The 11,766-nt window shown below is 69.2% G+C and carries 16 protein-coding genes; 15 read left to right on the top strand and 1 reads right to left on the bottom strand.

The annotated features are described in order from the left end of the window. Positions 1-63: 63 nt before the first annotated feature. A complete protein-coding gene (locus ACI791_RS11985; RefSeq protein WP_456586246.1) occupies positions 64-1,104 on the bottom strand; it encodes an LLM class F420-dependent oxidoreductase in 1,041 nt (346 codons plus the stop codon). Positions 1,105-1,632: 528 nt separating this feature from the next. Here ACI791_RS11985 and rpsL point away from each other — a divergent pair. The 15 genes from rpsL to rpsQ all read left to right on the top strand — a co-directional run bounded on the left by rpsL (position 1,633) and on the right by rpsQ (position 11,758). Beyond that, entirely contained in the window at positions 1,633-2,007 is a 375-nt protein-coding gene (gene rpsL / locus ACI791_RS11980; protein WP_347058017.1) for a 30S ribosomal protein S12, read from the top strand. Continuing rightward, complete coding sequence (gene rpsG, locus ACI791_RS11975) at positions 2,007-2,477, top strand: 30S ribosomal protein S7 (protein ID WP_091929116.1); 471 nt, start codon at positions 2,007-2,009, stop codon at positions 2,475-2,477. The genes rpsL and rpsG overlap by 1 nt, the downstream gene beginning before the upstream one ends. Positions 2,478-2,562: 85 nt before the next feature. Beyond that, positions 2,563-4,662, top strand: a complete 2,100-nt coding sequence (fusA, locus tag ACI791_RS11970; protein ID WP_347058016.1) for an elongation factor G — start codon at positions 2,563-2,565, stop codon at positions 4,660-4,662. A gap of 173 nt (positions 4,663-4,835) precedes the next feature. Continuing rightward, complete coding sequence (gene tuf / locus ACI791_RS11965) at positions 4,836-6,029, top strand: elongation factor Tu (protein ID WP_347058015.1); 1,194 nt, start codon at positions 4,836-4,838, stop codon at positions 6,027-6,029. 127 nt (positions 6,030-6,156) lie between these two features. Then, a complete protein-coding gene (gene rpsJ, locus ACI791_RS11960) occupies positions 6,157-6,462 on the top strand; it encodes a 30S ribosomal protein S10 (protein ID WP_014377994.1) in 306 nt (101 codons plus the stop codon). Between the two features lie 15 nt (positions 6,463-6,477). Beyond that, on the top strand, positions 6,478-7,143 hold the full coding sequence (rplC, locus tag ACI791_RS11955) for a 50S ribosomal protein L3 (protein WP_456586245.1): 666 nt from the start codon (positions 6,478-6,480) through the stop codon (positions 7,141-7,143). Continuing rightward, positions 7,140-7,916 carry a 50S ribosomal protein L4 gene (gene rplD, locus ACI791_RS11950; protein WP_456586244.1) on the top strand — a complete coding sequence of 259 codons (777 nt, stop codon included), beginning with the start codon at positions 7,140-7,142 and terminating at the stop codon, positions 7,914-7,916. Before rplC ends, rplD begins: the two co-directional genes overlap by 4 nt. Continuing rightward, on the top strand, positions 7,913-8,215 hold the full coding sequence (gene rplW, locus ACI791_RS11945; RefSeq protein ID WP_347058012.1) for a 50S ribosomal protein L23: 303 nt from the start codon (positions 7,913-7,915) through the stop codon (positions 8,213-8,215). Before rplD ends, rplW begins: the two co-directional genes overlap by 4 nt. A gap of 43 nt (positions 8,216-8,258) precedes the next feature. Next, positions 8,259-9,092, top strand: a complete 834-nt coding sequence (rplB, locus tag ACI791_RS11940; RefSeq protein WP_073421345.1) for a 50S ribosomal protein L2 — start codon at positions 8,259-8,261, stop codon at positions 9,090-9,092. 23 nt (positions 9,093-9,115) lie between these two features. After that, positions 9,116-9,397, top strand: coding sequence for a 30S ribosomal protein S19 (gene rpsS / locus ACI791_RS11935; RefSeq protein WP_091536448.1), 282 nt, complete (start codon positions 9,116-9,118; stop codon positions 9,395-9,397). A gap of 20 nt (positions 9,398-9,417) precedes the next feature. Next, positions 9,418-9,885 (top strand): 50S ribosomal protein L22, encoded by a 468-nt coding sequence (rplV, locus tag ACI791_RS11930; protein WP_442864569.1) that lies wholly within the window; start codon positions 9,418-9,420, stop codon positions 9,883-9,885. Then, complete coding sequence (gene rpsC / locus ACI791_RS11925) at positions 9,885-10,817, top strand: 30S ribosomal protein S3 (protein WP_456586243.1); 933 nt, start codon at positions 9,885-9,887, stop codon at positions 10,815-10,817. The genes rplV and rpsC overlap by 1 nt, the downstream gene beginning before the upstream one ends. 4 nt (positions 10,818-10,821) lie before the next feature. Continuing rightward, positions 10,822-11,238: a 50S ribosomal protein L16 gene (rplP, locus tag ACI791_RS11920; protein ID WP_040338546.1), complete on the top strand. Its 417-nt coding sequence runs from the start codon at positions 10,822-10,824 to the stop codon at positions 11,236-11,238. Next, the gene (gene rpmC, locus ACI791_RS11915; RefSeq protein ID WP_097194642.1) at positions 11,238-11,471 is read left to right on the top strand and encodes a 50S ribosomal protein L29; all 234 of its coding nucleotides are present in this window, start codon (positions 11,238-11,240) and stop codon (positions 11,469-11,471) included. The genes rplP and rpmC overlap by 1 nt, the downstream gene beginning before the upstream one ends. Continuing rightward, entirely contained in the window at positions 11,468-11,758 is a 291-nt protein-coding gene (gene rpsQ, locus ACI791_RS11910) for a 30S ribosomal protein S17 (RefSeq protein WP_456586242.1), read from the top strand. The genes rpmC and rpsQ overlap by 4 nt, the downstream gene beginning before the upstream one ends. The last annotated feature ends 8 nt before the right edge of the window (positions 11,759-11,766 follow it).

Here is an 11,766-nt window from a genome sequence, read left to right as displayed (position 1 = left end):
GGGGCCTTCGCGATCGCGAAGGCCCCCGGCGGCTCTCCCCGGCCTGCGGGGCCTGCAGCTTGCTCAGCCGGCGAGGCGCTTCATCGTCTCCACGGTCTTCAGGCGGCCCGCACGGCTGCCGTCGAGGGGCTGGAGCATGAGGGTGGTGACCCCGGCCTCGCGGAAGGCCGCGATGCGCTCCGCGACGTGGCCCTCGGGGCCGATGAGCGACGACGCCCGCACCAGCTCGTCCGGCACCGCGGCGGCGGCCTCGTCCTTCTTCCCGCCGAGGTAGAGGTCCTGGATGGTCTTCGCCTCCGCCTCGTAGCCGTACCGAACGGCGAGGTCGTTGTAGAAGTTCTTGCCCCGTGCCCCCATGCCACCGATGTACAGCGCCAGCGACGGCTTCACGAACTCCAGCATCGGCTCGACGTCCTCGCCGATCGCCACGGGGACGCCGGTGGTGACCTGCAGGTCGCCGAGCGCCGGGTCCCGCCTGGCCTTGCCGGCGGCGAGGGACTCGCCCCACACCGACGCCGCCTTCTCGGGCACGAAGAAGATGGGCTCCCAGGCCTCGGCGATCTCGGCAGCGAGCTCGACGTTCTTGGGGCCCAGCGCGGCCAGCATCACCGGGATGCGCTCGCGCACCGGGGTGTTGATGAGCTTGAGCGGCTTGCCCAGGCCGGTGCCCTGATCGGCCGGCAGCGGGATCGTGTACTTCCTGCCCTGGTGGTCCAGGCGGTCGCGACGCCACACCTGCCGGCAGACCTCCACGACCTCGCGGGTGCGCTGCAGCGGGGCGTCGTAGGGGACGCCGTGCCAGCCCTCGATCACCTGCGGGCCCGAAGCGCCCAGGCCGAGGGTGAAGCGCCCGCCGGAGACGAAGTCCAGGCCGGCCGCGGTCATCGCGGTGAGCGCCGGGGTCCGGCTGTAGATGGGGAAGATCGCGCTCAACAGCTCGACCCGCTCGGTGACCGCCGCGAGGTAGCCCAGCTGGCTCACCGCGTCGAAGGTGTAGACCTCGGCCACCGCGGCCAGGTCGAGCCCCGCGGACTCGAGGTCGCGGATCTCCGTCGCCGTCTCCTGGAAGCCGCCGCTGTAGCTGGCCTGGATGCCGATGCGCACGTGCACTCCTCTGTGTCGCGGCGCCACCGTCGGCGCCGCCCCGCACGCTATCGGGCGCCGCGCGGGAAGAGTGGAGGAGCTGTGCCTCGGCGGCACGCAGCGGTAGCGTGCGGACAGTTCGTCCCTGCCCGGCCCCTCCGGTCGACGCGTCGACGTGTGTGAGGGACCCGCCTTTGACCGTCTCCACCGGCACGGGTATCGTGGTCAGCCGTGCCCAGGGTGCCCTGGGCCTGCTCCCGTTCGGGGTGCGCCTGGGTGGCCAGAGGTGAGAACTTCAGGCCGCCGGGGACCGCCCTTCCGGACCTGATCCGGAGGGTGGCGGCGCCGAGTCGCGAGGGGCAACCGAGTTCGGTCCGACACCGGACCGGTCCCGGGAAGGGCGACACACCCGACCGCGTGGACCGGACGTTGGAACACGACCGCCCCCGGGAAGGTTCCGCCGAGGAGCCGGCACCCCAGCACCACCGCAGAGCAGTCAGCAGGTATTCGACAGCACCACCCAGCGCAGGTAGGAGATCCAGGCCACCCATGCCCACGATCAACCAGCTGGTCCGCAAGGGCCGCGAGGACAAGGTCGAGAAGACCAACACCCCGGCGCTGAAGGGTTCGCCCCAGCGTCGCGGTGTCTGCACGCGCGTGTACACGACGACGCCGAAGAAGCCGAACTCGGCGCTGCGCAAGGTCGCTCGCGTCCGCCTCACCAGTGGCATCGAGGTGACCGCCTACATCCCGGGCGTCGGCCACAACCTGCAGGAGCACTCGATGGTGCTCGTGCGCGGCGGCCGTGTGAAGGACCTGCCCGGCGTGCGGTACAAGATCATCCGCGGCTCGCTGGACACCCAGGGTGTCCGCAACCGCAAGCAGGCTCGCAGCCGGTACGGCGCGAAGAAGGAGAAGAGCTAATGCCGCGCAAGGGCCCCGCACCGAAGCGTCCGCTGGTCGCCGACCCGGTGTACCAGTCGCCGCTGGTCACCCAGCTGGTGAACAAGGTGCTGGTCGACGGCAAGCGTTCGGTCGCCGAGGCGATCGTCTACGGCGCCCTCGAGGGCGCCCGCGCCAAGACCGACACCGACCCGGTCGTCACGCTGAAGCGCGCGCTGGACAACGTGAAGCCGGCCCTCGAGGTCCGCAGCCGCCGCGTCGGTGGTGCGACCTACCAGGTCCCGGTCGAGGTCCGAGCCTCCCGCAGCACGACGCTCGGGCTGCGCTGGCTCATCCAGTACAGCCGGGCCCGTCGCGAGAAGACGATGACCGAGCGCCTGATGAACGAGCTGCTCGACGCGAGCAACGGCCTGGGTGCCGCCGTGAAGCGGCGCGAGGACACGCACAAGATGGCCGAGTCGAACAAGGCCTTCGCGCACTACCGCTGGTGACGTCCGTCCACCAGCACCCGCGGCCGGCGGGAAGTCCGGGCCACCCCCGGACCCCGCTCGCGGACCAGAGCAAAGAGGAGAAGTAATGGCCAGCAACGAGGCCCAGCTGCGTAAGACCCGCAACATCGGGATCATGGCGCACATCGACGCCGGCAAGACCACGACGACCGAGCGCATCCTCTTCTACACCGGCATCACGTACAAGATCGGTGAGGTCCACGACGGCGCGGCCACGATGGACTGGATGGAGCAGGAGCAGGAGCGCGGCATCACCATCACGTCGGCCGCGACGAAGTGCTCCTGGAACGGCCACGACATCAACATCATCGACACCCCCGGGCACGTCGACTTCACCGTCGAGGTGGAGCGGTCGCTGCGGGTGCTCGACGGCGCGGTCGCGGTCTACGACGGTGTCGCCGGTGTGGAGCCGCAGACCGAGCAGGTGTGGCGGCAGGCCGAGAAGTACGGCGTCCCGCGCATGTGCTTTGTCAACAAGCTCGACCGCACGGGCGCCGACTTCTTCCGCTGCGTCGACATGATGGTGGAGCGGCTGGCCGCCAACCCGCTGGTGCTGCAGCTGCCGATCGGTGCCGAGGCCGACTTCATCGGCGTCGTCGACCTGGTCGAGATGCGCGCCCTCACGTGGCGCGGCGAAACCAAGATGGGCGAGGACTACGCGGTCGAGGAGATCCCGGCCGAGCTCGCCGACCAGGCCGCCGAGTACCGCGAGAAGCTGCTCGAGAACATCGCGGACTTCGACGACTCGCTCATGGAGGACTACCTCGGTGGCGAGGAGATCTCCGTGGACCGGCTCAAGGCCGCCATCCGCAAGGCCACCATCGGTGGTCAGGTGAACCCGGTCCTGACCGGCACCGCCTTCAAGAACAAGGGCGTGCAGCCCCTGCTCGACGCGGTCGTCGACTACCTGCCCAGCCCGTTGGACATCGAGGCGATCGTGGGCACGGCCCTCGACGGCGAGACCGAGGTGCTGCGGCACGCCGACGAGGACGAGCCGTTCTCCGCTCTGGCGTTCAAGATCCAGACCGACCAGCACCTGGGCAAGCTGACCTACATCCGCGTCTACTCCGGCCGGCTCGACGCCGGGTCCCCGGTGCTGAACAGCACCAAGGACCGCAAGGAGCGGATCGGCAAGATCTACCAGATGCACGCCAACAAGCGCGAAGAGCGCGAGGGCGTGGGCGCCGGCCAGATCGTGGCCGTCAACGGCCTGAAGCAGACGACGACGGGTGACACCCTCTGCGACCCGCAGAAGCCGGTGATCCTCGAGTCGATGACCTTCCCGGCCCCGGTCATCTCGGTCGCCATCGAGCCCAAGACCAAGAGCGACCAGGAGAAGCTGGGCACCGCGATCCAGAAGCTCGCCGAGGAGGACCCGACCTTCCAGGTGAAGCTGGACGAGGAGACCGGGCAGACCGTCATCTCCGGCATGGGCGAGCTCCACCTGGAGATCCTGGTGGACCGGATGCGCCGCGAGTTCAACGTCGAGGCCAACGTCGGCAAGCCGCAGGTGGCCTACCGCGAGACGATCCGCAAGGCCGTCGAGCGCTACGACTACACGCACAAGAAGCAGACGGGTGGCTCCGGGCAGTTCGCGAAGGTCCAGATCGCGATCGAGCCGCTCGAGATGAGCGCCGACTCTGCGACCTACGAGTTCGAGAACAAGGTCACCGGTGGTCGCATCCCGAGGGAGTACATCCCCTCGGTCGACCAGGGCATGCAGGACGCGATGCAGTACGGCGTCCTGGCCGGCTACCCCATGGTGGGCGTCAAGGCCAGCCTGCTCGACGGCCAGTACCACGAGGTCGACTCGTCGGAGATGGCCTTCAAGATCGCCGGCTCCATCGCCTTCAAGGAGGCAGCGCGCAAGGCCAGCCCGGCCCTGCTCGAGCCCCTGATGGCGGTCGAGGTCACGACGCCCGAGGACAACATGGGCGACGTGATCGGCGACCTGAACTCCCGCCGCGGGATCATCCAGGCGATGGAGGAGCGCTCCGGCGCCCGCGTCGTCCGGGCCCTGGTCCCGCTGTCGGAGATGTTCGGCTACGTGGGCGACCTGCGCAGCCGCACCCAGGGACGGGCGAGCTACTCGATGGTGTTCGACTCGTACGCCGAGGTCCCGGCCAACGTCGCCAAGGAGATCATCGCGAAGGCGACGGGAGAGTGAGCATCGCAGGGCCGTCCGCGGCCCGAGGAGCGGAGCGATCCCGGAGCCGAGTCACGAACTCCGCGAAGGCGTCCGGCGAGTAACCGGGGGGCGGGCCGACAGCCCGCGACCTCCTGAGCAGAGCCCCACCCCAGAGCACGCACCACCTGCGTAACCACGAGGAGAGGAACCCAGTGGCCAAGGCCAAGTTCGAGCGGAACAAGCCGCACGTCAACATCGGCACCATCGGGCACATCGACCACGGCAAGACGACGCTGACCGCGGCGATCACCAAGGTCCTGCACGACAAGTACCCGAACCTCAACGAGGCGTCCGCGTTCGACCAGATCGACAAGGCGCCCGAGGAGAAGGCTCGCGGGATCACGATCTCGATCGCGCACGTCGAGTACCAGACCGAGAACCGGCACTACGCGCACGTCGACTGCCCCGGGCACGCCGACTACATCAAGAACATGATCACCGGTGCCGCGCAGATGGACGGTGCGATCCTGGTCGTGGCCGCCACCGACGGCCCGATGCCGCAGACCAAGGAGCACGTCCTCCTGGCCCGCCAGGTCGGCGTCCCCTACATCGTCGTGGCGCTCAACAAGGCCGACATGGTCGACGACGAGGAGATCCTCGAGCTCGTCGAGCTGGAGGTCCGCGAGCTGCTCAGCGAGTACGAGTTCCCGGGCGACGACGTCCCCGTGGTCCGCGTCTCCGCGCTGAAGGCCCTCGAGGGCGACGCCGAGTGGGGCGACAAGCTCATGGAGCTCATGGACGCCGTCGACTCGGCGATCCCCGAGCCGGAGCGCGAGATCGACAAGCCGTTCCTCATGCCCGTCGAGGACGTCTTCACGATCACCGGTCGCGGCACCGTCGTCACCGGTCGCGTGGAGCGCGGCATCGTGAAGGTCTCCGAGGAGATCGAGATCGTCGGTATCCGCGAGGGTTCGACGAAGACGACCGTCACCGGCGTCGAGATGTTCCGCAAGCTGCTCGACCAGGGCCAGGCCGGCGACAACGTGGGCCTGCTCCTCCGCGGCATCAAGCGTGAGGACGTGGAGCGCGGCCAGGTCGTCGTGAAGCCCGGCTCGATCACCCCGCACACCAACTTCGAGGGTTCGGTCTACATCCTCTCGAAGGACGAGGGTGGCCGTCACACGCCGTTCTTCAACAACTACCGTCCCCAGTTCTACTTCCGGACGACGGACGTGACCGGCGTCGTGACCCTGCCCGCCGGCACCGAGATGGTCATGCCGGGCGACAACACCGAGATGACGGTGGAGCTGATCCAGCCCATCGCCATGGAGGAGGGCCTCCGGTTCGCCATCCGCGAGGGTGGCCGGACCGTCGGCGCTGGGCGCGTCACGAAGATCATCAAGTAACACCCTGACAGGCGGCGGCCGGGGATCCGGCCGCCGCCCGGTCATGGGTCTGGGACAACCCGGATCCGCCCGGGTCAGCAGACCCACTTGAACCTTCACAACCGATCGGCAGGAGCGAGAACAGGCGATGGCGGGACAGAAGATCCGCATCCGGCTGAAGGCATACGACCACGAGGCCATCGACGCCTCGGCGCGGCGCATCGTGGAGACGGTGACGAAGACCGGAGCGCGCGTCGTCGGCCCGGTGCCGCTGCCGACGGAGAAGAACGTGTACGCGGTGATCCGTTCGCCGCACAAGTACAAGGACTCGTTCGAGCACTTCGAGATGCGCACGCACAAGCGGCTCATCGACATCCTCGACCCGACGCCGAAGACGGTCGACGCGCTCATGCGCATCGACCTGCCGGCTTCGGTCGACGTCAACATTCAGTAAGGGCAGTCAGCAGACATGGCGAGCACATTTCGTGGTCTCCTCGGCGAGAAGCTGGGGATGACCCAGGTTTTCGACGAGAACAACCGCCTCGTGCCGGTGACCGTCGTCAAGGCGGGCCCGTGTGTGGTGACCCAGGTGCGCACCCCCGAGGTCGACGGCTACTCCGCCGTCCAGCTCGGTTTCGGTGAGATCGACCCGCGCAAGGTGAACCGTCCCGAGGGCGGGCACTTCACCAAGGCGGGCGTCACGCCGCGGCGGCACCTGGTGGAACTCCGCACCTCGGACGCCGGCAGCTACACGGTCGGCCAGGAGCTGACCACCGAGGTCTTCGACGGCGTGGCCAAGGTCGACGTCATCGGCACCAGCAAGGGCAAGGGCACGGCCGGTGTCATGAAGCGTCACGGCTTCAAGGGTCTGGGCGCCGGTCACGGCACGCACCGCAAGCACCGGGCCCCCGGCTCGATCGGTGGCGCGTCCACCCCCGGCCGGGTCTTCAAGGGCCTGCGCATGGCCGGCCGCATGGGCGCGGTCAAGACCACGACCCTGTCGCTCAACGTCCACAAGGTGGACGCCGAGCGTGGCCTGCTGCTGATCAAGGGCGCCATCCCCGGCCCGAAGGGCGGCCTCGTGCTGGTCCGTTCGGCGGTCAAGGGTGGGCCCGTGGGGAGTGACGACAAGTGACCCAGTCCACCGAGACGCGCACCGACCGCCAGGTCGACGTGCGCACCCCGGCGGGGGAGACCTCCGGCAGCGTCACGCTGCCCGGTGAGCTCTTCGACGCCGATGCCAACGTCTCCCTCATGCATCAGGTGGTCGTGGCCCAGCTGGCCGCGGCCCGCCAGGGCACGCACGCGACCAAGACGCGGGCGCAGGTCCGCGGTGGTGGCGTCAAGCCGTACCGGCAGAAGGGCACCGGCCGGGCCCGCCAGGGCTCGATCCGCGCGCCGCAGTTCACCGGCGGTGGCATCGTGCACGGCCCCACGCCGCGCAACTACGAGCAGAAGACCCCGAAGAAGATGAAGGCCGCCGCCCTGCGCGGAGCCCTCTCCGACCGGGCCCGCGAGGGCCGGGTGCACGTGGTCTCCGCATTCGTGGACGGCGACGCCCCGAAGACGAAGGCCGCCCTGGCGACCCTCAACGCGGTGACGCAGGCCAAGCGGGTCCTCATCGTCCTGGACCGCGAGGACATCGTGAACTGGGTCAGCCTCCGCAACGTCCCCGAGGTGCACCTGATCGAGGCCGGTCAGCTCAACACCTACGACGTGCTGGTCTCCGACGAGGTGATCTTCACGGAGGCGGCGCTGGCCGAGTTCGTCGCCGGTCCGGCCAAGGGCAAGCGCTCCGGCGCCGACCTGCCGGACCTCGCCACCCACGAGATCGCCGGTGGCGTCCCGTCCATCGCCCCCGCCGCCGGCGAGGGCACCGTCGAAGAGACCACCGAGGAGAAGGCATGAGCGTCCGCGACCCCCGGGACGTCCTGCTCGCCCCGGTCATCTCCGAGAAGAGCTACGGCCTGCTCGACGGCAACCAGTACACGTTCATCGTGCGGCCGGACGCCAACAAGACGCAGATCAAGATCGCGGTCGAGCAGATCTTCAAGGTGAAGGTCCTCGGCGTGAACACGATCAACCGCCAGGGCAAGCGCAAGCGCAGCCGGGGTACACAGATGGGCAAGCGCAAGGACACCAAGCGCGCCATCGTCTCCGTGGCTGCCGGCGACCGCATCGAGATCTTCGGTGGTCCCGGCGCCTGAGCGCCGTGACCGTTCGGACCAGAGATAGAGGACTGAGTCAGCAATGGCTATCCGCAAGTACAAGCCGACGACGCCGGGCCGCCGCGGCTCCAGCGTCGCCGACTTCGCCGAGGTCACGCGAGACCACCCCGAGAAGTCGCTGGTCCGACCGCTGCACGGTCGTGGCGGGCGCAACGTGCACGGGAAGGTCACCGCTCGTCACCAGGGCGGCGGCCACAAGCGTGCGTACCGGGTGATCGACTTCCGTCGCGCCGACAAGGACGGCGTGCCGGCCAAGGTCGCGCACATCGAGTACGACCCGAACCGCACGTCGCGGATCGCGCTCCTGCACTTCGCCGACGGCGAGAAGCGCTACATCATCGCGCCGGCCCGCCTGAAGCAGGGCGACACGGTCGAGTGCGGCCCCGCCGCCGACATCAAGCCGGGCAACAACCTGCCGTTGCGGAACATCCCGGTCGGCACGGTGGTTCACGCCATCGAGCTCCGTCCCGGTGGCGGCGCGAAGATCGCCCGGTCCGCGGGTACCAGCGTCCAGCTGGTCGCCCGTGAGGGCCGGTTCGCCCAGCTGCGCATGCCGTCGGGCGAGATCCGCAACGTCGACGTGCGCTGCCGCGCGACCGTCGGTGAGGTGGGCAACGCCGAGCAGTCGAACATCAACTGGGGCAAGGCAGGCCGGATGCGGTGGAAGGGCAAGCGCCCGACCGTCCGTGGTGTCGCCATGAACCCGGTGGACCACCCGCACGGTGGTGGTGAGGGCAAGACCTCCGGTGGACGCCACCCGGTGAACCCGAAGGGCAAGCCGGAGGGCCGGACGCGCAAGCGGAAGGCCAGTGACGCCCTGATCGTGCGCCGCCGGCGCACCAACAAGAAGCGCTGAGCGGGTAAAGGAGTCCGATAGACATGCCACGCAGCCTGAAGAAGGGCCCGTTCGTCGACGACCACCTGCTCGCCAAGGTGGACGCCCAGAACGAAAAGGGCACCAAGAACGTGATCCGTACCTGGTCGCGCCGCTCGACGATCATCCCCGACATGCTGGGCCACACCCTCGCGGTGCACGACGGCCGCAAGCACGTCCCGGTGTTCGTCACCGAGGCGATGGTCGGGCACAAGCTCGGGGAGTTCGCGCCGACGCGCACCTTCCGCGGGCACATCAAGGACGACCGCCGCTCGCGGCGGGGCTGACCAGGTAGAGAGAGATTCCGATGACTTCCCAGTTGGGACAGGAGGCGCCGGTCGCCCGGGCAACGGCCCGGTTCGTCCGCGTGACCCCCATGAAGGCCCGCCGGGTGGTGGACCTGATCCGCTACCTGCCGACCGACGAGGCCCTGGCGCTGCTGCGGTTCGCCCCGCAGTCGGCCAGCGAGCCGGTCGCCAAGGTCGTCGCCAGCGCGGTGGCCAACGCCGAGCACAACCTGCAGCTGGACCCGGCTGCACTCGTGGTCAGCGCCGCCTACGTCGACGAGGGCCCCACGCTCAAGCGGATCCGTCCGCGTGCGCAGGGCCGGGCGTTCCGCATCAACAAGCGGACCAGCCACATCACCATCGAGGTGAGCGAGGTGGCCACCAGCGCCGTCCTCGCGCAGAAGTCGCGCAAGGCGCGCCGGGACACCGGCCAGTCCGGCCCGGCTACCCAGCAGTCCACCAGCAACACGAGGGGAGGGACCCGCTAGTGGGTCAGAAGGTCAACCCGCACGGGTTCCGACTCGGGATCACCACCGACTACAAGTCCCGGTGGTACGCGGACAAGCTGTACAAGGACTACGTCAAGGAAGACGTCGCGATCCGCAAGCTCATGTCCAAGGGCATGGAGCGGGCCGGCATCTCCAAGGTGGAGATCGAGCGCACCCGTGACCGGGTCCGCGTCGACATCCACACCGCCCGTCCGGGCATCGTCATCGGCCGCCGCGGCGCCGAGGCCGACCGCATCCGCGGCGAGCTGGAGAAGCTCACCGGCAAGCAGGTGCAGCTGAACATCCTTGAGGTGAAGAACCCCGAGTCCGACGCGCAGCTGGTCGCCCAGGGCGTGGCCGAGCAGCTCTCCAGCCGGGTCAGCTTCCGCCGTGCCATGCGCAAGGCGATGCAGTCCGCGCAGCGGAGCCCGCAGGTCAAGGGCATCCGGGTGCAGTGCTCGGGCCGCCTCGGCGGCACCGAGATGAGCCGCTCGGAGTTCTACCGCGAGGGCCGCGTGCCCCTGCACACGCTCCGGGCGAACATCGACTACGGCATCTACGAGGCCCGGACGACCTTCGGTCGCATCGGCGTCAAGGTGTGGATCTACAAGGGCGACGTCAGCGGCTCCCGCGCCGAGCGGGAGGCCCTCGAGGCCCTCGCCGCCCGTCAGGGGCAGCGTCGCGAGCGCCCGCAGCGTCCGCGTCGGTCCGGCTCGTCCGGCACGACCGCCGGTGGCACCGAGGCCGGCCGCGCCGCTGCCGAGGGCACCACGCCCGTCGCCGCTGCGGATGACGCAGTGGTCACGCAGACCTCCGGCGAGGCTCCTGCCGAGCAGACGCTCGGCCAGGCTGCCGGCCCGGAGGCCACCGCCGCTGCCGAGACCACGGCCGCCGAGAACACCACGGCTACGAGTTCGGAAGAGGGGGCCTGACGCCATGCTCATCCCACGGCGCGTCAAGCACCGCAAGCAGCACCACCCGAGCCGTTCCGGCCGGGCCAAGGGCGGCACCGAGATCAACTTCGGTGAGTACGCCATCCAGGCCCTGGAGCCGGCCTACGTCACGAACCGGCAGATCGAGTCGGCGCGTATCGCGATGACCCGGCACATCAAGCGTGGCGGCAAGGTGTGGATCTCGATCTACCCCGACCGGCCCCTGACGAAGAAGCCCGCCGAGACCCGCATGGGCTCCGGTAAGGGGTCGCCCGAGTGGTGGGTGGCCAACGTCAAGCCCGGCCGCGTGCTGTTCGAGCTGTCCGGTGTCGCCGAGCCCGTGGCCCGCGAGGCCATGCGCCGCGCGATCCACAAGCTGCCGATGAAGTGCCGCTTCATCACGCGTGAAGGAGAAGTGTGATGGCCGCCGGTCTGACCGCTCCCGAGCTGCGCGAGCTGTCCGCTGACGAGCTCGCCTCGCGGCTGCGTGAGTCGAAGGAAGAACTGTTCAACCTGCGCTTCCAGGTGGCCACCGGCCAGCTGGACAACAACCGGCGACTGCAGACCGTCCGCCGCGACATCGCCCGGATCTACACGATCATGCGCGAGCGCGAGCTGGGTCTCTCGGTCGCCCCGAACGAGGGTGTGGCATGAGCGAGACCCAGGAGTCGTCCGGCCCCGGCCTGGCCGGCCGTGGCTACCGCAAGGTCCGCGAGGGCCTCGTCGTCAGCGACAAGATGGAGAAGACCATCGTCGTCGAGGTCGAGGACCGCGTGAAGCACGGCCTGTACGGCAAGGTCATCCGCCGGACGAGCAAGCTGAAGGCGCACGACGAGCAGGGGGTCGCCGGCATCGGTGACCGCGTGCAGATCATGGAGACCCGGCCCACGTCGGCCACCAAGCGGTGGCGGCTGGTCGAGGTCGTCGAGAAGGCCAAGTAAGCCTGCGC

The organism is Blastococcus sp. SYSU DS0973 (assembly GCF_054051055.1).
This window is presented reverse-complemented; position numbering and strand designations above follow the sequence as displayed.